The following is a 19,619-nucleotide window of genomic DNA, read 5'->3' on the forward strand; positions in this document are numbered from 1 at the left end:
AGCCCACTCCCTGTATTCAGCTGGTACTGAGGAGAAAGGCTAGCGGTCCCAGCGTCACGAAGACGCCCACGACGACGGCGATCACCGTGCTGAAGATGTCGTCGGTGCGGCGCAGGATGCGAACCAGCGCCACCAGACCGAGGATCACGACCGTCGCCAGCGCCAGCGCCACCAACGCCATCGACTCCCACAATGTCTCGAAACCCTTGAACAGCAACATTCCGGCGACCGCCGCACCCAAGCTCTGCGCGCCCAGGATCATCCACTGGCGACGGATATCGTTGTCGTCGCCGCCGCGCGCCATGCTCGACACCCGTGCGGCCCGGCTCGCCACCGACCCACCCGCCCGATTGCCCGACAGTCGGCTCGCGGCCCGCGCCTCGGCGGGGCTCGCGGTCTTCGGCTCGGCCAGGCGTGACACCTTCGACCTGGCCCGACTGGTCAGCTTCGACGCGGCGGCTTTCGTCGCCGCGCGCCTGCCGGCCCTGGTCGGCTTCGGTTCGTAATCGTCGTCGTAGTCGTCGTCGAAACCCGCGTCGTCGTACTCGGATTCGGAGTAGTCGTTGTCGACGTAGTCGCGGTCGACGTAGTCGGACTCGGCGTAGTCGTCGGTGTCCGGCTCGTCGTCATCGGTCCGGTTGACGCCGAGCGGGTGCACCTCGGTGAGCGCGTCGGCGTCGGGCCGGCGATCGGCCCGCTGCCGCAGCAGATCGCCTGCCACCGATTGCCCGGATACCAGCGGCTGCTCCTGGCTGACGGGCGACCACGCGGCCGTCGGGAAACCACCGCTCTCCGGCGCGGGCGCGGCCTTGTCAGGACGGTGCCTGCGCGCCGACCACGACGGCAGCCCACCGGACTTCGGCTCGCCCCGCCTGCGATCCAGCGACGGACGCTGATCCGCACCGCGTGCCGGTGGGGCATCCACGCCGGGCGCGAGATTGTAGGCCTGCGTGGCATCGGGATTCGGCGGATAGCCGTTGAACCCCGCCGCCGCGTCCCCACGACCCGGCGCGGGGAACCCTGGCGCGGCATCGCCACGACCCGGCGGGGGGAACCCTGGCGCGGCATCGCCACGACCCGGCGCGGGGAACCCTGGCGCGGCATCGCCACGACCCGGCGGGGGGAACCCTGGCGCGGCATCGCCACGACCCGGCGGGGGGAACCCTGGCGCGCCATTGCGACCCGCTCCGTTGAACCCTCGCGCGGACTCGGGGCCCTGTCGTCCGTCGGCGGGCTGCCCGTCGAAAGAGTCGCCGGGCCGCCCGTTGAAGCCTGGTGCGGGCCTGCCGTCGAAAGACTCGCCCGGTCGCCCGTTGAAGCCCGGCGCGGGCCGAGTGTCGAAGGACCGTTCGCCGAAGCCCGATCCCGGCTGATTGCCGAAACCGGGACCGATCTCGGGAAGATCGTCCAATCCACGCGACTGCCCCGGACGACCCATGAACGCTTGCGGCGCGTCGATGCCCGCCGCGTACAGCGGGGCGTCGAACGCCGGAAGGCTCGGCGCCGGGCTGGGCGCCACGGCTTCTTCCGCGGCTTCGGCGGCCCGCCTGCGCGCGGCCCGCCCACCGGTCACCGGCGGCGGCGACGGCGCCTCGGCATACGGCGCGACCTCGGGCTCGTCCGGCCGATGCCGCCTGCCCCCACCGACAGCGGGCAGCGCACCGGAACCGAACATCTCGGCGATACCGGGATCGACCGGCTGCGCGGGACCACCGGGAACGCCGAGTCGGCCCGGCGCACCACGGGAAGCGGTGTCGCGTGCCTCGGCCCGGAACGGCCCGAACGGATCGGACGACGGTCGCGGCTCGGCGAGACCGAGCGGATCGGGCGCGGAATACCCCGCGTCGGGGTCGAATCGGGTGATCGGACCCGACATCGGCGAGAACGCGGGCTCAGCCGGACCGGGCGGCGGGTAGGGCGCGGGCTGGTAGCTCGCAGGTGGTTCGTACGTCGGCGTGGGCTCCGGCGCGTAGGTCGGCGCGGGGACGTAGGCGGGCGGGGGCTCCGGCGCGGGCGGCGCGGGCGCGGCATGCGAGTTCGGCTTCACCGCGGCGTTCTCACCGGTCAGATCGTTGACCGAGACACCACGTCCACTGCGCCGCCGTCGTCCACCGCCGCTACGGGAGGCAGCGGGTGCGGCCCCTTGCGCGGCATTACGCGCCAGCAGCTCGGCCACCGATAGCTGCTTGGAATCCTCGCCACTCATACTGCGTCCCTCCGGCACGCTCTACTGCCCCGCGAACTGACGCGAGCCACCGCCTTCGACACCGTCAAGCAAGCTACCGTCTCCGGGCGCTGACCGCCGCTGCTCATGCTGTCTCCACTTCCGCGACCGGTGTCACCGGCGGCACACCGACCGGTCCGCCGCCATTGGGCTCAGCGTCCAGTTTGCGCAAGATGAGGCCTTCGCGCAGCGCCCATGGGCAGATTTCGATGCTGTCGAGCGATAACGCCCGCATAGTCGCCTCCGCGACCAGTGCGCCTGCCACCAATTGCTGGGACCGGTCCGAACTCACGCCTTCCAGTTCCGCGCGATCCGAGGCGGTCATCCGAGAGATGAACGCGATCAGCTGGCGCAGACCGGAGCTGGTCAGTGTACGGCGCACTCGTGGGCCCGCGGCCGAGGGCGCGGCGCCGGTCAGCCGGGCCAGCGAACGGAATGTCTTCGAGGTGCCGACGGCCAGATCGGGCCTACCCGCATCGATCATCGTCCTTGACGGGACGACCAGTTCGGCGTCGAGCCAGTCGCGCAGAACCGCGATCTTGCGCTTGCCCGGCGGATCGTCGCGCAGCCACTGCCTGGTGAGCCTGCCCGCGCCGAGCTGCAGCGACAGCGCCACATCGGGTTCCTCGTCACCGCCGTTGGACAGCTCGAGCGAGCCGCCGCCGATGTCGAGATTGATGATCCGGCCCGCGCTCCAGCCGAACCAGCGGCGCACCGCGAGGAACGTGAGCCTGGCCTCGTCGTCACCGGAGAGCACCTGCAGCTCGACTCCGGTCAGGGCCCGCACTCGCGCGAGCACTTCCTCGGAATTGGTCGCCTCACGCAGCGCCGACGTGGCGAACGGCATCAGCTCGACGCACTTGGAATTACGTGCCAGATCAGCGAATTCGAGGATCGTCGCGATCAGCCGCGCCTCACCCTCCTCGGTGATCCGGCCCATCGAATCCATGCTCTCCGACAACCGCAAGGCCGACTTCGACGAGCTCATCGGCATCGGGTGTCCACCACGATGCGCGTCCACCACGAGCAGGTGGACGGTATTGCTTCCGACATCGAGAACACCAAGCCGCACACGAATACGGTACTTGGTGATCCGGTACCGCAAGCCAGGCGACTGAACTGTTAGCGTCACGAGTTGTGACCGAAGGCGCAGTTGGCACCGCGGAGACCGGGCTCCGACCTGGTAATAAGATCGATCCGGCCCCGGAAGTTGAGCTCGATTTCCCGCGGGAGTGGATCGAGTTCACCGACCCAGCAAACGACGAGCACCAGATCGTCGCCGATCTGACGTGGCTGCTGTCGCGCTGGACGTGCGTGTTCGGCACCCCTGCCTGCCAAGGCATCATCGCCGAACGCCCCGATGACGGCTGCTGTTCACACGGCGCTTTCCTCGCGGACAAGGACGACCGCAAGCGCCTCAACGGTGCTGTGAAGATGCTCACACCCGGTGACTGGCAGAACATCGGCGAAGCCACCGAGAACGGAAAAGTCGTCAAGAAGGGTTACCTCGAACTCGACGAACTCGAGGACGAACCTGCCCTGCGCACCCGCCGCTTCGACGGTGCCTGCATCTTCCTCAACCGCCCCGGTTTCGCGGCGGGCCCCGGCTGCGCGCTGCACATCATGGCGGTCCGCAAGGGCATCGAACCGCTCGAGGTGAAGCCGGACGTGTGCTGGCAGCTGCCGATCCGGCGGACCCAGGACTGGGTGGAGCGCCCCGATGGCGTGCAGATCCTGCGCACCGTGGTCACCGAATACGACCGGCGCGGCTGGGGGCCCGGCGGTCTGGATCTGGATTGGTATTGCACCGGCTCCCCCGATGCCCACGTCGGCGCGAAGCCGGTCTGGCAGTCCTACGGCCCGGAACTGCGTGAGCTGCTCGGTGCGCCCGCCTACGACGAACTCGCCCGGCATTGCCGTCGTCGCGAGGGTCTGAGCCTGGTCGCGGTGCATCCGGCCACGGTCGAGGCCGAGCGGATGAACCCCGAATCTCACAGATCGGATCACTCGGAGTGAAAGCCTCGTGACCATGCGGTTCACCTGTAGGTCGTGCATCCGTCACCGAACTCGGGTTGGATAGCTGTTCATGTCCAAGAAAGCGATCTACGCAGCGACCCTCGCGATCGGCGCGACCCTCACCATGACCGGCCTGGCCAATGCCGAACCGAACGGCGATCCGGCCGCGTACGCGGACTTCACGGCCGACTTCGTGAACTACAACGACCCGGCCGCGATCGACGCCGCCAAGAACGGCAAGTACATCATCATCTCCACGGTGGGCACCTCCTCCCCCATCGGCTGCCGCGGCAACGGCACCGACGTGCCGATCTACGACTGCAAGCAGTTCGACGGCGTGGAAGTTGTCTCCCTGAAGAAGATCGAAACCCCCCTCGGCACCGCCTGGAGCGTGCTGTAAGCAGGCCCGCCTGCCTCAGGCATTTCGTCTATGAACGAAAAGGATCCCGTCGGTGCGCCGACGGGATCCTTTCGTTATCGGGGTGGGGTCAGGCTTCGAGTTTGTAGCCGAGGCCTCGTACGGTGACCAGGTGTTCCGGCTTGGCCGGGTCTGCCTCGATCTTCGAGCGCAGGCGCTTGACGTGGACGTCGAGGGTCTTGGTGTCGCCCACGTAGTCAGCGCCCCAGACCCGGTCGATCAGCTGGCCGCGGGTGAGTACGCGGCCGGAGTTGCGCAGCAGGTATTCGAGCAGGTCGAACTCCTTGAGCGGCAACGTGACCTGGCCACCGTTGACGTGCACGGTGTGGCGATCCACATCCATCCGCACCGGCCCGGCCTCGAGCACACCGTTCTCGCTGCCGGAATCCAGCTCGTCACCGGCGCCACGGCGCAGCACGGCCCGGATTCGCGCGATCAGCTCGCGCGCCGAGTACGGCTTGGTGACGTAGTCGTCGGCGCCCAGTTCCAGCCCGACGACTTTGTCGATCTCGCTGTCGCGCGCCGTCACCATGATCACCGGCACGCCGCTGCGCGTACGCAACTGCTTGCACACGTCGGTGCCGCTCATGCCGGGCAGCATCAGGTCCAGCAGCACGATATCGGCGCCGGAGCGGTCGAATTCGGCCAGCGCGGACGGGCCGTCGCCGACGACGGTGACGTCGAAGCCTTCCTTGCGAAGCAGGAACGCCAGCGGCTCGGCCAGCGAATCCTCGTCTTCGACGATCAACACACTCGTCATCTGCGTGCCTCCACACCGTTCGTTCGTCCCGCGATAGTGCGCGGGACGGTGGTTTCTCTTGTGGTGAGTTCCGGCGTCGGTTCCGCATCCTCGTCCCCATCGGTTTCCAGATGGGCGGGGATGCGCAGCGTGAACGTCGAGCCGGTGCCCAGTTTGCTCCACAGGGTGATCTCGCCGTTGTGGTTGGCCGCCACGTGTTTCACGATGGCCAGGCCGAGCCCGGTGCCGCCGGTCGAGCGGGAACGGGCCTTGTCGGAGCGGAAGAACCGCTCGAACACCCGCTCCTGGTCTTCCTTGGCGATCCCGATCCCACGATCGGTGACCGCCATCGCGACATGATCGCCGCGCAGCGACCGGCTCACCGACACGTGCGAACTCTGTGGTGAATACGCGATCGCATTCTCCACCAGATTCGACAGTGCGGTAACCAGCAACGTCTCGTCGCCGAGCACTTCCAGCCCGCTGGGCCGGTCGGTGCTGACGGTGATGCCCGCGGCCTCGGCGGCGGTGCGCGAGCGGTCGACCGCCTGCTGCACCACCGTGTCGACGTCGACCACGGCCAGGTCGGGCAATTTCTCGGCGCCCTGCAAGCGCGACAGCGCGATCAGCTCGGTCACCATCTTGCCAAGACGCCGCGATTCGCCGAGTACCCGGGAGCCGAAGTGGCGCACGGCCTCGGGATCGTCGGCCGATTCCAGCATGGCCTCGGCCAGCAGGCTCATCGCGCCGACGGGGGTCTTGAGTTCATGGCTGACGTTGGCCACGAAGTCGCGCCGCGTCGCTTCCATGCGGGCCTGCTCGGAATCGTCGTCGGCGAACAGCACGACGAAGCTGGTTTCCTCGCGGGAGAGTTTGCGGGCCACCCCACGCACGGCGATCCGGCCGCGCCCGGGTAGCGGGTTCTTGGCGGTGAGGTCGTACTCCGCGGATTCGCCGGTCGCGAGGACCTTCTCCACGGCGGCCCAGGCGCGCTCGTCGAGCAACCGGTTGCGGACCAGCCCGAGTTCCTCGGCGCGCGGATTCACCAGCACCACATCGCGGTATTCGTCGACAACGGCGATGCCGGACTCGGACGCGAGCACGATCAGGTCGAGCACCTGCGACATCGTCAGCCCGGTGTCTTCCTGGGTGCGGGCGGCTTGCCTGGCATTGACGAACGGAATCAGCAGGCCCCCGACTGCCAGTCCGACGACAGCCGCGAGGACTGCCAACAGCACCGCCTGCGGAACACTCACAAGATTGATCGTACGAGTGCGGACCGACATAACGTCGCCGGGTCGACGAAGTTTCGCGCAGGTCACAGGCACTTGGCATGGCGTTCTCTTGCCGTTCACCCGGCGGGCACCCAGGCCTCCGCCGGGCGTGTCAGTCGAGGTGTGTCGGTGGTCACCGCGGAGCGGTTACGGGCCACCCATGCGCGGCGCGCATCAATGGGAACGAGCAGATCCCAGCCACTTCGGTGAGTTCGCCGTCGACTCGTGGGGGCGATTCCGCATTCCGGTGCCTGCGTACCAGCCTCATCCATGCCATCCGCCGCACCGTCGATGTCGGCGTCTGCTGACCGATCCCACCCGCGCCAACGACAAGTTCGCTGTGACGTTGCTGACTCCGTCAGACAGCCCCCGCGAGTGTCACAGCGCCCGGACAGCACAACGGCCCCACACCGGTGAACGGTGCGGGGCCGAAGCGTGCGGAGTTACTTGCCGCCCTGATTGGCGACAGCGGCAGCGCCGGCCGCGGCAGCCGCCGGGTCGAGGTACTCGGCGGCCTTCACCGGACGCATGTTCTCGTCGAGTTCGTAGACCAGCGGGATACCGGTGGGGATGTTCAGGCCGGAGATGTCCTCATCCGAGATGCCGTCGAGGTGCTTGACCAGCGCGCGCAGCGAGTTGCCGTGCGCGGCGACCAGCACGGTCTTGCCGGTCAGCAGGTCCTTGGAGATGGTGTCCTCCCAGTACGGGACCATCCGCTTGACGACATCGAGCAGGCACTCGGTCTCGGGGACCTCGATGCCGGCGTAGCGCGGGTCGTCGGCCTGGCTGTAGGCGTTGTCGGGCTGGATCGGCGGCGGCGGGGTGTCGTAGCTGCGACGCCACAGCATGAACTGCTCCTGGCCGTACTGCTCGCGGACCTGCTCCTTGTTCTTGCCCTGCAGGTCGCCGTAGTGCCGCTCGTTGAGCCGCCAGTCGCGCACGACCGGGATCCACAGCCGGTCGGCGGTGCCGAGCGCGTTGTCGGCGGTGCTGATCGCGCGGCGCAGCAGCGAGGTGTAGACGATGTCGGGCAGGATGCCTGCTTCTCTGAGCAGCTCACCGGCCCGCTTACCCTCGGCGATGCCCTTGTCGGTGAGTTGGACGTCCACCCAACCGGTGAACAGGTTGAGGGCATTCCATTCGCTCTCGCCGTGGCGCAGCAGCACGAGGGTGTAGGTCATAGGGGCCATTCTGGCATTGCGCCGGGATCAGGCCCACTCCACCTCGTCGAAGCCGATGACGATCTCGTAGGGCCCACCTTTGACCAGTGCGTCGACCTGTAATCGCGACGCCACCGAGTCGACTTCGCGCACTACGGCGCACACCCCTTGGAACGGACCCTCCGGAATATGGACGACATCGCCCGGCACGTAGTCGGCAGCCACCTCGTCGAGGCTACGCCGGGCAACGCCGCGCCCGCCCGAACGCGCCGAACACCATGGGGAGTCTTTCCGCAACCCACGGCGCCGACCGCCGATTCACCCAGCTTCTACCGCGAGCACCCCAGCTCCGACCAGCGTCGCACCCTCACTCAGGGTCGACAGCTCCACCGACAATTCCCGAATGAAATCGAGCCGCGAATGCCTGGCAACCGCGGCACGCAACGGCCCCCACAGCGGCTCCCCCGAATGCGCGAATCCCCCGCCGATCACCACCCGATCCACATCCAACAGCGCGGCGGCCGACGCGATCCCCTGCCCCAAAGCGGTTCCCGCACGTTCCATCGCCGCCAACGCGATCGGGTCACCCCCGTTCGCGGCCGAGGCGAGCTCCACACCACTGTCCCCCGCCCAGCCACGCGCCCGCGCCCATCGCACCGACGACAGCCCGCTCGCCACCGCCTCCACACAGCCGAATCCCCCACAGGAACAGGCGGTGTCATCGCCGGGCACCACCAGGTGCCCGAGATGACCGGCATTCCCCGTGCGCCCCACCACGACTCGCCCGTCGGCGATGATTCCCCCACCGACCCCCGACGACACCGTCAACGCCAGCCCGTTGTCCACTCCGCGCAACCCACCCACCCGATGTTCGGCCAGCACCAGACACGCACCGTCGATGGCCAGCCGCACCACCGCATCCGGAAACAGTGCCCGCACCTGGTCGACGATCGCGAACCCGTCGCGCCACGCCACCAGATTCAACGGCTTGATCACCCCGGCGGGCACGTCGACCGGCCCCGCCGACCCGATCCCGACCGCGCTCACCTGGTTGTCGCCTGCCACAACGAGCAGCAATTCACGGCAGGCCGCCCACGGATCGTCGACGGCAGCGGCCACTCGACGCACCCCGTGCAGCCCGTAGTGCCGATCCACAAGTCCCGCAGCCAATTTCGTCGCCCCGATATCGAGCGCGAGCACCGCCATCACCACTCCTGCCTACCCCGCCTACCAGCACTCGAGCGTGCCCGTTCGGCCCCGGTGTGACCGATCACAACATGTGGCACACGACACTTTGACTACTGGTCGGTACAAATCACGGGTTTTCGTTAGATACTTCGACACGGGTCGGGTCGTTCTAGTTGGGCAGCACTACTGTTGATGAAGGAAAGCTGTGTCGAGAATCGCTGTATTGGTATTGAGTCTGCTCTCTGTGGGGTTGTTCGCCGCACCCGCGGGTGCTAACCCGCTGTATCCGACGCCAGATCCGGATCCGTTCTTCACCGCACCGGCCGACATCGCCGCGCTGGCACCCGGTGACGTCGTGCGGACCCGCCACATCGACACCTGGATGTACCCGGGCACCGAAGGCCATCAGGTCGCGTTCCGCTCCACCAATTCGGCGGGCAACGCGATCATGGGCATCACCACCGTGCTCATGCCGGTCGGCGTGAAGAACCCGCCGCTGGTGTCATACCAGGCGCTGATCAACTCCATCGGTACCCGCTGCAACCCGTCGCAGTCGCTGTTCAACGGCGAGCTGCAGGACGCGCCCGGCGCCATGCTGCCGTTGGCGCGCGGCTGGGCGATCTCGGTGCCCGATTACCTCGGCCCGACGGTGGCCTACGGTGCGGCCAAGCTCAGCGGCATGGTCACCCTCGACAGCGTGCGGGCCGTGCAGAAGGTCGCCGAACTCGGCGTCGGCAACTCGCCGGTCGCGATCGCCGGCTACTCCGGTGGCGGCATGGCCACCGCATGGGCCGGTGCGCTGCAGCCCACCTACGCGCCGGAGCTGAAGCTCTCGGCCGTGGTGTCCGGCGGCATCCCCGCCGACCTCGAAATGATGGCCGACGCACTCGGTTTCGCGCCGCACCCCGGCTTCGGCCTGGCCTTCGCCGCCGCGATGGGCATCGAGCGCGAATACCCCGAGCAGGTGCCGGTGTCGGACCAGCTCAACGAAAACGGCCTGTGGTTCCGTGATTTCACCAAGGACGCGTGCCGACGCTTCCTGCTGTTCCACGGCGCCATGCGCAACGCCGATCAGATGGCCGCGTCCAAGGAACTGCTCGGCAGCCAGGTCGCTCGTGGCGTGCTGCGCGAGAACAGCCTCGTGCACTTCCAGGGCACCCCGACCGCACCCACCTACATCTGGCAGGGCAAGTACGACACCCTGACCCCGTACGGTCCGGTCGCCGAGTCCGTCGCCCACTGGTGTGGTGCGGGTGCGCAGGTGCAGTTCACCACCGTCGAGATCTCCGAGCACCTGACCGCTGCCGCGGCGGGCTTCCCGGACGCGTGGAACTACGTCGAGTCCCGCTTCCGCAACGAACCGGTCCCGACCAACTGCTGAGCTGAGAACAACGATGCCGGACAGGAACTCTCCTGTCCGGCATCGCTTGTTTCTCAGACCTTGTCGGCCTCATCGATGATGTGCTCGAAGGCGCGCAGGTTCTTCAGTGACTCCCCGCGCGAGACGCGCCACTTCCATTCCTTGCGAATGGATTCGGCGAAGCCGAGCTCGAGCAGGATGTTGAAATCGTTGTCGACGGCTTCGAGGGTCTGCCCGAAGATGCGGTCGAGTTCGTCGGCGGTGACCGATTCGGCCGACATCCGGCCGACGAGGTAGATGTCGCCGACGTTGTCGAGGGTGTAGGCCACACAGTAGAGGCGGCGATTGCGCCGCAACAGGTATTTGTAGACGCCTTCGAAGTTCTCGTCGGGCTTGCGGCAGACGAACGATTCGATGCGGACACCGTGCTTGCCGACGGTCAGCATCACCGTGGTCTTCAGCTTGCGCTCACCCGGCAGCACGACGATGAACGTGTCGTCCCCGTGGCGGGTGTATTCGATCTCGCGATCACGCAGCGTGTCGTCGATAACCTGCGAAACGGCACTCACCTGCGCACTCCTGTCCGGCGCCGCAGCAGCGCCCGCGATCTGACCTGCCTGGTCTCGCCCGCGTGCAGGGCGATCGGACCGCGTTCGGTGCGGAATCCGGCCATCGCGGCAGCGTAGCTGTCGAGCAGACCGTCGGCGGTGTGCGCCCAGGAGAACATGCTCGCGTGCGCCACCGCGGTGGCGCCCATCCGGGTCAGCTGGTCGGGGTCGTCGAGCAGGGCGGCCAGCGCGTCGGCCCAGTCGGGGGTGCGGTGCCCCGGCACGAGCAGGCCGGACTCGCCGTTGCGGACCGCGGTGCCGAGACCGCCGACGTCGGCGGCGAGCACGGGCGTACCGCTGGCCTGTGCCTCGATGGCGACCAGACCGAAGGATTCGTTGTAGCTGGGCACCGCGACCACGTCGGCCGCGCGATACACCTGGACGAGCTTGTCGGCCGGTTGCGGCGGCAGGAAGGTGACCCGCTCGGCGATGCCGAGGTCGGCGGCCAGTTCGATCAGCGCGTCGGGCCTGGCCAGTCCGGTACCGGACGGTCCGCCGACGATCAGCACGCGCAGCTTGCGGTTCGGGTCGCGACCGATCAGCTCGGCCGCGGCGCGTACCAGCACATCGGGAGCCTTGAGCGGCTGGATCCGACCGATGAACGCGACGATCTGCTCGTCGGCGCGCAGCCCGAGTTCGGCACGCGCGGCGAGCTTGTCACCGGGCCGGTAGCGGGTCAGGTCGGCACCGGGCGGCACCACGTCGATGCGGTCGGGCGAGGCGCCGTAGAGGTCGACGAGCTGGTGGGCCTCGTCATCGGTATTGGCCACGAGCCGGTCGGCCTCGGCGATCACCTGCTTCTCGCCGATCACCCTGGTCTCGGGTTCGGGGGTATCGCCCTCGGCCAGCGCGGCGTTCTTCACCGCGGCGAGAGTGTGCGCGGTGTGCACCAGCGGCACCCGCCAGCGGTCGCGCGCGAGCCAGCCGACCTGGCCGGAGAGCCAGTAGTGCGAGTGCACGAGGTCGTAGTGGCCGGGCAGGTGCCGTGCCTCCTGGCGCAGTACCTCGGCGGTGAACGGACACAGCTGGGTGGGCAACTCGTGCTTGTCGAGTCCCTCGAACGGGCCCGCGACCACGTGGCGCACGATCACGCCGGGTCCGGCTTCGGCGACCGGCGGCAGTTCCGAGGAGGTCGCCCGGGTGAAGATCTCCACCTCGGTGCCCCGTTTGGCCAGCTCGAGCGCGGTTTGCAGCACGTAGACGTTCATCCCGCCCGCGTCCCCGGTGCCGGGCTGCGCCAGCGGCGAGGTGTGCACCGAGAGCACCGCGATGCGATGGGGCAAAAGATCGGGACGACGCTGACTCACACCCTCCAGTGTGCACGCCGCGACGCCGCCACCGTTGCCCCTACCGGGTTCGGTGACGGCTGTCACAGCGCGAACGCGTGTGAGTTCACGTACTCGTCGCGGTCGAGCCTGCCCGATTCGACGGCGGAGCGCGAGCGGATTTCGGCCGTCACGCTCGGTGCAGCGCCGCCTCGAACACCGGCCACGATTTGTGCATGTCCTGCTCCCAGTAGCCCCACGAGTGGGTGCCGTTGGGGCGCATGTCCACCGTCGCGGGGATGCCGAGCGTTTGCAGTCGATCGCGCAGCTGCTGGGTGCACAGATTCGTGACGGCTTCGAGCCCGGCGCCGAACAGCAACTGCATGCTCATCTGCACCGGGTCGCCCTGGGCGAAGATGTTGTCGTACGGGCCGGGAACGCCGGTGCCGGAGGAGATGTAGACGTCGGTGCCGCGCAACGATTCCGCGTGCAGGTAGGGGTCGTTGGCCGACCACTCGGGGTCGGTGGGTGGGCCCCACATATTGGCCGCGTTGCCGAGCCTGCTGCCCACCACGGTCCGCACGATCGCTTGTCCACGTGGATCACTCGTGCGCACGCATCCGCTGTATGACCCGATCGCCCGGTACAGTCCCGGGTCGGCGAGCGCGAGCTGGAACACCGAGGTGCCCGCCATCGACAGTCCCGCAATGGCATTGGCGCCGGTGCCGTCGAACTCCGCGTCGATCACGGGCGGTAGTTCTTTGGTGAGGAACGTGGTCCACCGCTGCTTGCCGAGCACCGGATCGTCGGTGCGCCAGTCGGCGAAATAGCTGCCTGCCCCGCCGAACGGGATCACCACATTGACTTGTTTGTCCTTGAAGAACTCGACGACGTCGGTGCGGTCGAGCCAGTTGCCGTCGCTGCCGCCGCCGACCCCGTTGAGCAGATACAGCGTCGGCGCGGGCGCTTTTGGATCCGCGGCCCGCAACACCCGCACCCGCGTGACGATATCCATCGCCGGCGAGTACACGCCCACATCGATGGTGCGATCCGGCTCGACCCGCTGATCCTCGATCCGCGCCTGGCCGGGATCGGCCCCCGCGGGCACCCCGACGACTACTCCGGCCACCACACCCAACACGGCCAACGCGACCCGTGCGCCCACTGCCCGACCGAACATCATCGAACTCCGTTCTCGACGCCGAATCCTCTGGAATCTACGATTCAACGACATTCCTGAACGCTACAGACGAATTCGCCGGAAGTCTGTGACGATTCCCAGAAGATTATCCGGAATACTGTTTCCCTGGCTGAATCTGGTGCGCGGAGACAATCACAGACTGATCACGTCAGCACAGCGCACTGATCACACCGATGACTGTACCTGCACGGATACTCCGACCATACCCGCCCTAATGGGCAGCTGTGGACCTACTGGACCACCCTAGGCGATGCCATGAATTGCGAAAAAGTGACGCAACGAACTTGCGAAAATATTCGCCTGACCCGAAACGGCGAGGTCACCGGACTTGCCGACCTCACGCCAGCGCGTCGACAAACGCGCTGACCTCGGCAACGAAGCGCGGGCGATCTTCGATGAACAGCCCGTGTTGAGCCCCCTCCCAGAAGGAACCACGGGCGTCAGGGGCGTTGTCGAGGATGTACTGACCGTTGGCCGGCGGGACCACCGGATCATCGGTGCCGTGCAGCACCAGGACCGGAACATCAAGGGCGCGCAGGGTTTCGGTGTTGTCGATCGTGCGGTAGAACAGCGCCTTGCGCACCGACGGCGGGGTCGCGAGACTGCCGCCGAACAGCCGCTGCGCATCGACGCCCTTGTCCTCGCCCGGCCCGGTATTGGCATTGCCGAACACCGCGAACGCCCGGACCGCCCGTCCGGCGGCCTCGTCGAACACGCCCGGAATCGCCTTCGCCATCGACGGTCCGGGAGCCGCACCGGGCACATCACGGCCGATATGGGCGGGCGCACCGCAGTAGACGACACCGGCGACCGCCGAGGTGCCGTAGGTGGCGAGGTAGTCGGTGGCGACGATCCCGCCATAGGACCAGCCGAGCAGCACCGCCCCGGCATCGATGCCCTCGGCGGCCAGCACCGCGGCCACATCGCCCGCCCACGCCTTGGGATCGTCATAACCGGCGCCCGGATCGTCGGAGTAGCCGTGGCCGCGCAGATCGACCGCGATCACCCGATACCGCTCCGCCAGCTCATCGGCGGCCGCACCCCAGCAGCGCAGATTCCCCGCCCACCCGTGCAACAGCACCAACGGCCTACCGGCACCACTCACCCGGTAGACGATCGTCGTTCCATCGGCACTGACTGCATCACGGATAGCCATACCGACAGGCTAACCTCACCAACTCACCGTGATCGGAGCCATGGCGGCCGTGGATCCAGGGCGAATAAGATCCGCGAACATGAGCATCCGCACCGCTGTCGTCACCGGAGCCAGCTCGGGGATCGGTGAAGCCACCGCCCGGGAACTGGCCAAGCAGGGTTATCACGTCTATGTGGGTGCCCGCCGTTTCGATCGAGTGCAGCGCCTCGCCGAAGAGATCGGCGGCACCGCGATCGAACTCGACGTCACCTCCGAGGAATCGGTGCGCGCGTTCACCGACGCGATCGACCACGTCGACGTGCTGATCAACAACGCGGGCGGCGCGAAAGGCCTGGCCCCGGTCATCGACGCCGACCTCGACGACTGGCGCTGGATGTGGGAGACCAACGTGCTCGGCACCCTGCGCGTCACCAAGGCACTCCTGCCCAAACTGATCGCCTCCGGCGACGGCCTGATCGTCACCATCACCTCCGTCGCCGCCATGCACACCTACGACAACGGCTCCGGCTATACCTCCGCCAAGCACGCGCAGGCTGTTGCCCACCGCACCCTGCGCGGCGAACTCCTCGGCCAGCCGGTCCGCCTCACCGAGATCGCCCCCGGCGCCGTGGAAACCGAGTTCTCCCTGGTCCGCTTCGACGGCGACGCCGACCGCGCCGCCAAGGTCTACGAGGGCATCGACCCCCTCTACGCCCAGGACATCGCCGAGATCGTAGGCTTCGTCGCCAGCCGCCCTCCCCACGTCAACCTCGACACCATCGTCGTCAAACCCCGTGACCAGGCAGGCCCCGGCTCCTTCGCCCGCCGCACCTGAGCACTTCCCCCAGCGCTGGGACACTGCTGGCGCTAAACGTGAAGCTCGCCACCCTGGTTGCTGAGAATTCGCCATACCTCGAAGCCCGCCGTTAGCATGGCCGCTTGCCGTCAGCCAGTCCTAGGAGTAGAAGACCGATGCTCGGTATCAAGTCCGTTTTCACTGGATTCAAAGATTTCCTGATGCGCGGGAACGTCATCGACCTCGCGGTCGCTGTCGTCATGGGTACCGCGTTCACCGCGGTGGTCACCTCGTTCAGCAAGGGGCTGATCAATCCGCTGCTCGCGGTGTTCGGCTCGACCAATGAACTGGGTCTGGGTGTCCAGTTGGTCGCGGGCAAGCCGGCGACGTTCATCGCGCTCGGCCCGATCATCACCGCGTTCATCGACTTCTTCATGGTCGCCATCGTCCTGTACTTCGTGCTGCTGCTGCCGATGAAGTCGCTGAAGAACAAGTTCGGCACCACCAAGGACGCCGAGCCCACCGAGACCGAGCTGCTCATCGAGATCCGCGACCTGCTGGCCAAGCAGCAGGGGCTCACCACCGACCAGACCGTCGAGCTGAGCAAGGAGCGCGCGAGCGCCTCCGTCGAGGCGTAGCCCGGCCCGGTTTCACCGTCGCCGCGGCAGCAAGAACGCTGGAATCAGAGACAGCGCGATCATCGTGGGCGCGATCAGATAGGTGTGCGCGAACGCCTCGGCCAAGGCGGGCGCGAGTTCAGCCCGCTGAGCCGATGTCATGGCGTGCAGCGCCTGGAGCCCACCCGTCACCGGAAGTAGCGCACCCAGCGTCACCGATGCCACCGCGGTGCCGATCGCCATCGACGTGGTGCTGATCATGTTCAGCACCGTCGACCCGACAGGCTGCTGCGCGCGGCTCAACGATCTGGTCGCCGTGGTCATCACCGGCATCATCGTTGCGCCACCGCCGGCCCCCATCAGCACCATCGTGAGGCAGAGCGCCCAGTACGGCGCGTCCGCGTCGAGCTGGACCACGAACAGCACGAAACCGGTGAGCGCCACGGTGATCGACGCGGGCAGGTACCGGCCGGGCGGAATCCGATCGATCAACCTGCCCGCCACCTGCATCGTCGCACCCGATGCCAACGCGAACGGGATGCCCAAAGCTCCCGCCATCAATGCTGATTCGCCGCGCACCACCTGGAAGTACAACGGCAGCAACAGCATCGAACCGAAGTAGCCACCGGCGAACACTCCGAGTAGCACCGCGGCGGTTCCGGTCGTCCGGTTGCCGAGCACGCGCAGATCCAGCAGCGGGACCGGTGTGGTCAGCGAATGCCGCACGAACGCGGCGATCAGCCCGGCTCCCACCAGCAGTGGCACGAGCACCGCGGGCGTGGCGAACCCGGCGCTCTCGCCCGCCGCGGTCACGCCGTAGATCACCAGTGCCAGCCCCGGCGACATCAGCAGTAGTCCCCGCACATCGAGCGCGCGCGGCGGTTCCGGCGCGTCGTCGGGCACCACCCTGGCCGCCAGCACCAGCACCAGCGCACCCAGTGGCAGATTGATGAAGAACATCCACCGCCACGACACCTCGTCGATGAGATAACCGCCGATCACCGGACCCAGCAGCGGCCCGACCAGAATCGCCAACCCGAGCGTGCTCATCAACTGCCCCAGCCGATCCGGTCCGGCCGCGCGCAGCAGGATCGTCATGCCGACGGGCATCAGCAGCCCGCCACCGGCGCCTTGAATCAGCCGAAAAGCGATGAGTGACTCGATGTTCCACGACAGCCCGGCCAGCACCGAGCCGATCACGAACGCGGTGATCGCAATCAGATACAGCCGCTTGGCACCGAACCGGCCGACGAGCCACGCCGATGTCGGCACCACCGCGCCGAGGGCGAGCGAGTACCCGGTGGCGACCCATTGGATCGTGCTCAGACCCGCATCGAACTCCATCGACAGCTTGTTGATGGCCACGTTCACGATGGTTTGATCGAGCGTCGCCATGATCATGCCGAGCACCAACACCAGGGCGATGCGCATCGGATTGCGGGTGGTGACCGAGTCCGTGATGGTTGTCATGGCCGTCACTTCCCGTACGGGTGAGCAGTGCGCGCGGCGCGCAGGGCTTCGCCCCACCAGCTCAGCTGATCCAGCATGACCGCGGCGGCATCGTCGGCACCGTCGGCGGCGGTCAGCTCGCCCGCCGCGTCGAATCGACCCCACGGATTCGGGAAGGCGACCGAGTCGCGCACGGTGACCGCGTGCAGTTCGGCGAAGACCGGACGTAGGTGCTCCACCGCGCGCAGGCCGCCGGAGATGCCACCGTAGGAGACGAAACCGACCGGCTTGGCCTGCCATTCGGCGTGGTGGATGTCGATCAGATTCTTCAGTGAGCCCGGGTAGCTGTGGTTGTACTCGGGTGTCACCACCACGAACGCGTCGGCGCGCGACAGCTTTTCGGTGGCTTCCGCCACGGAGTGATGGTCGGTGGCGGCGCCGAACGCGTGCGGCAGTTCGATGCCTGCGGTGTCGACGACATCGACGGTGATGGTGTCGCGCAGTGCGGCCTGCCGGACGAACCAGCTCGCGATCGTCGGGCCGAAGCGCCCCTGTCTGGTGCTGCCGATGACGACCGTGAGCCGCAGTGGGGCGGTGGCGGTTCGGACGTGGTCAACCGTGGCGCTCATGACGTTCCTGTTCGTCGGTGACGACCCTTCGGCCGCCGCTGCGCTCTACCGTCCTACCTCAACTTTCCTCGAGGTCAAGTCGAAGAGTTCGTGATGGTTCGGGAATATTTCCCGCTATATGATGCTTATTGCATTCATACGCAGATAAGCAGACTTGAAAGGGTCGGCACATGAGAACCTCACTGTTCGCCCACCGCGACTACCGACTGCTGTTCACCGCCCAGGTCGCGGCCCTGTTCGGCACCGGACTCACCACCGTCGCCCTCGGTCTGCTCGCCTACGAGCTGGCAGGCGGCAACGCGGCCATCGTGCTCAGCACCGCGCTGACGCTGAAGATGGTCGCCTACGTGACCATCGCGCCGATCGCGGGTGCCTACGCGGGCAGGCTGCCGCGCAGGCAATTCCTGATGGCGCTCAACGGTGTTCGCGGCGCGATCGTGCTGGCGCTGCCCTTCGTCGACCAGATCTGGCAGATCTACGTGCTCATCACGTTGCTACAGATCGCCTCGGCCGCCTACACCCCCACCTACCAGGCGATTCTGCCCGACATCCTGCCCGACGAACGCGACTACACGAAGGCGCTGTCGGCCGCCCAGCTCGCCGCCACCATGGAAACACTGCTCAGCCCGATGCTGGCGGCGCTGGCGCTGAGCCTGATCAGCTTCCACTGGCTGTTCGTCGGTACCGGCCTCGGCTTCGCGGTCTCGGTCGCCCTGGTGATGGCCGCGCGCATTCCGAACGCGGTCGTCGGCGACGGCGCGATCACCGAGCGGCTCGCGGCCGGGCTGCGACTGTTCGCCGCGACGCCGCGGCTGCGTGGGCTGCTCGGCTTGAACCTGGTGGTCGCCGCGGCGGGCTCGGTGGTGATGGTCAACACCGTGAACTACGCCCGAGATGTGCTGGGCGGCAACCAGTCCGGCGTCGCGCTGTTGCTCGCGGCGAACGGCCTCGGCACGATGTTCATCGCCCTCACCCTGCCCAGGATCCTGGACCGCCGCGGCGAGCGACCGGTCATGCTCACCGGAGCGGCGGTGCTGCTCACCGGGCTCACCGCCGCCCTCACCCTCTCGACCCTGCCGACCGGCGACTGGCACTGGCCCGCCGCCCTCACCACCTGGGCCACCATCGGCGCGGGCACCGCCCTGATCCTCACCCCCACCGGCCGCGTCCTGCGCCGCTCCGCCCGCGCACAGGACCGCCCCGCCCTCTTCGCCGCCCAGTTCTCGCTCTCCCACCTGGCCTGGCTGATCACCTACCCGATCACCGGCTGGCTGGCCACCACCGCGGGCTTCACCACCACCTGGGCCACCCTCGCCGCCATCGCCGCCATCGGCACGGCCGCCGCGGTCCGCTTCTGGCCCCACCACGACCCCACCGAGATCACCCACGTCCACGAACTCGGCTCGGTCGACCCGGCGATCCTGGTCGACGCCATCGAGATCGGCCCCAACCGGTACCAGCACACCCACAACTACGTCATCGACGCCAACCACCCGCGCTGGCCGACCAAGACCTTGGCCTACGCCTGAGTGGATACGGA

19 protein-coding genes are annotated in these 19,619 nt (G+C 67.6%); 6 read left to right on the forward strand and 13 right to left on the reverse strand.

The window, feature by feature from the left end; genetic code table 11:
- Nucleotides 1-16 precede the first annotated feature (16 nt).
- Nucleotides 17-2,206, reverse strand: a complete 2,190-nt coding sequence (locus ACLJPD_RS07065; RefSeq protein ID WP_410870929.1) for a hypothetical protein — start codon at nucleotides 2,204-2,206, stop codon at nucleotides 17-19.
- A gap of 103 nt (nucleotides 2,207-2,309) precedes the next feature.
- On the reverse strand, nucleotides 2,310-3,296 hold the full coding sequence (locus ACLJPD_RS07070; RefSeq protein WP_410870930.1) for a hypothetical protein: 987 nt from the start codon (nucleotides 3,294-3,296) through the stop codon (nucleotides 2,310-2,312).
- 119 nt (nucleotides 3,297-3,415) lie between these two features.
- Here ACLJPD_RS07070 and ACLJPD_RS07075 point away from each other — a divergent pair, with 119 nt between their 5' ends.
- Both ACLJPD_RS07075 and ACLJPD_RS07080 read left to right on the forward strand, forming a co-directional pair.
- Nucleotides 3,416-4,240, forward strand: coding sequence for a hypothetical protein (locus tag ACLJPD_RS07075; RefSeq protein WP_410871952.1), 825 nt, complete (start codon nucleotides 3,416-3,418; stop codon nucleotides 4,238-4,240).
- A gap of 70 nt (nucleotides 4,241-4,310) precedes the next feature.
- Nucleotides 4,311-4,640, forward strand: coding sequence for a hypothetical protein (locus ACLJPD_RS07080; protein WP_410870931.1), 330 nt, complete (start codon nucleotides 4,311-4,313; stop codon nucleotides 4,638-4,640).
- An 88-nt stretch (nucleotides 4,641-4,728) separates the two neighbouring features.
- Here the strand turns inward: ACLJPD_RS07080 and ACLJPD_RS07085 are convergent, their stop codons facing one another.
- The 5 genes from ACLJPD_RS07085 to ACLJPD_RS07105 all read right to left on the reverse strand — a co-directional run bounded on the left by ACLJPD_RS07085 (nucleotide 4,729) and on the right by ACLJPD_RS07105 (nucleotide 9,037).
- Entirely contained in the window at nucleotides 4,729-5,418 is a 690-nt protein-coding gene (locus ACLJPD_RS07085) for a response regulator transcription factor (protein ID WP_056814516.1), read from the reverse strand.
- Nucleotides 5,415-6,653, reverse strand: a complete 1,239-nt coding sequence (locus ACLJPD_RS07090; protein WP_410870932.1) for a sensor histidine kinase — start codon at nucleotides 6,651-6,653, stop codon at nucleotides 5,415-5,417. The genes ACLJPD_RS07085 and ACLJPD_RS07090 overlap by 4 nt, the downstream gene beginning before the upstream one ends.
- Before the next feature lie 461 nt (nucleotides 6,654-7,114).
- Nucleotides 7,115-7,852, reverse strand: a complete 738-nt coding sequence (locus tag ACLJPD_RS07095; protein ID WP_410870934.1) for a phosphoglyceromutase — start codon at nucleotides 7,850-7,852, stop codon at nucleotides 7,115-7,117.
- Nucleotides 7,853-7,879: 27 nt separating this feature from the next.
- Nucleotides 7,880-8,056 (reverse strand): hypothetical protein, encoded by a 177-nt coding sequence (locus tag ACLJPD_RS07100; RefSeq protein ID WP_170112119.1) that lies wholly within the window; start codon nucleotides 8,054-8,056, stop codon nucleotides 7,880-7,882.
- 93 nt (nucleotides 8,057-8,149) lie between these two features.
- A complete protein-coding gene (locus ACLJPD_RS07105) occupies nucleotides 8,150-9,037 on the reverse strand; it encodes an ROK family protein (RefSeq protein ID WP_410870935.1) in 888 nt (295 codons plus the stop codon).
- Between the two features lie 187 nt (nucleotides 9,038-9,224).
- Between ACLJPD_RS07105 and ACLJPD_RS07110 the strand changes: the two genes are divergently transcribed.
- On the forward strand, nucleotides 9,225-10,400 hold the full coding sequence (locus tag ACLJPD_RS07110) for a lipase family protein (protein WP_410870936.1): 1,176 nt from the start codon (nucleotides 9,225-9,227) through the stop codon (nucleotides 10,398-10,400).
- A gap of 53 nt (nucleotides 10,401-10,453) precedes the next feature.
- Here ACLJPD_RS07110 and ACLJPD_RS07115 read toward each other — a convergent pair whose 3' ends face one another.
- From ACLJPD_RS07115 to ACLJPD_RS07130, 4 genes are all read right to left on the reverse strand, one after another.
- Entirely contained in the window at nucleotides 10,454-10,948 is a 495-nt protein-coding gene (locus tag ACLJPD_RS07115; RefSeq protein WP_410870938.1) for a YbjN domain-containing protein, read from the reverse strand.
- Entirely contained in the window at nucleotides 10,945-12,303 is a 1,359-nt protein-coding gene (gene mshA, locus ACLJPD_RS07120; RefSeq protein ID WP_410871953.1) for a D-inositol-3-phosphate glycosyltransferase, read from the reverse strand. Before mshA ends, ACLJPD_RS07115 begins: the two co-directional genes overlap by 4 nt.
- Before the next feature lie 139 nt (nucleotides 12,304-12,442).
- A complete protein-coding gene (locus ACLJPD_RS07125) occupies nucleotides 12,443-13,432 on the reverse strand; it encodes an alpha/beta hydrolase (protein WP_410870939.1) in 990 nt (329 codons plus the stop codon).
- Between the two features lie 358 nt (nucleotides 13,433-13,790).
- Entirely contained in the window at nucleotides 13,791-14,609 is an 819-nt protein-coding gene (locus ACLJPD_RS07130; protein ID WP_410870940.1) for an alpha/beta fold hydrolase, read from the reverse strand.
- Between the two features lie 79 nt (nucleotides 14,610-14,688).
- Here ACLJPD_RS07130 and ACLJPD_RS07135 point away from each other — a divergent pair, with 79 nt between their 5' ends.
- Nucleotides 14,689-15,423, forward strand: coding sequence for an SDR family NAD(P)-dependent oxidoreductase (locus ACLJPD_RS07135; protein WP_410870941.1), 735 nt, complete (start codon nucleotides 14,689-14,691; stop codon nucleotides 15,421-15,423).
- Between the two features lie 182 nt (nucleotides 15,424-15,605).
- Nucleotides 15,606-16,022, forward strand: a complete 417-nt coding sequence (locus ACLJPD_RS07140; protein ID WP_410870943.1) for an MscL family protein — start codon at nucleotides 15,606-15,608, stop codon at nucleotides 16,020-16,022.
- A 12-nt stretch (nucleotides 16,023-16,034) separates the two neighbouring features.
- Here ACLJPD_RS07140 and ACLJPD_RS07145 read toward each other — a convergent pair whose 3' ends face one another.
- Nucleotides 16,035-17,471, reverse strand: coding sequence for a DHA2 family efflux MFS transporter permease subunit (locus tag ACLJPD_RS07145; RefSeq protein WP_410870944.1), 1,437 nt, complete (start codon nucleotides 17,469-17,471; stop codon nucleotides 16,035-16,037).
- A gap of 5 nt (nucleotides 17,472-17,476) precedes the next feature.
- Nucleotides 17,477-18,079 (reverse strand): NADPH-dependent FMN reductase, encoded by a 603-nt coding sequence (locus tag ACLJPD_RS07150; protein WP_410870946.1) that lies wholly within the window; start codon nucleotides 18,077-18,079, stop codon nucleotides 17,477-17,479.
- Nucleotides 18,080-18,249: 170 nt separating this feature from the next.
- Between ACLJPD_RS07150 and ACLJPD_RS07155 the strand changes: the two genes are divergently transcribed.
- Nucleotides 18,250-19,608, forward strand: coding sequence for an MFS transporter (locus ACLJPD_RS07155; protein ID WP_410870948.1), 1,359 nt, complete (start codon nucleotides 18,250-18,252; stop codon nucleotides 19,606-19,608).
- The last annotated feature ends 11 nt before the right edge of the window (nucleotides 19,609-19,619 follow it).

Origin of the sequence: Nocardia sp. A7 (assembly GCF_046549215.1) — a bacterium.
Taxonomy (GTDB): Bacteria; Actinomycetota; Actinomycetes; order Mycobacteriales; family Mycobacteriaceae; genus Nocardia.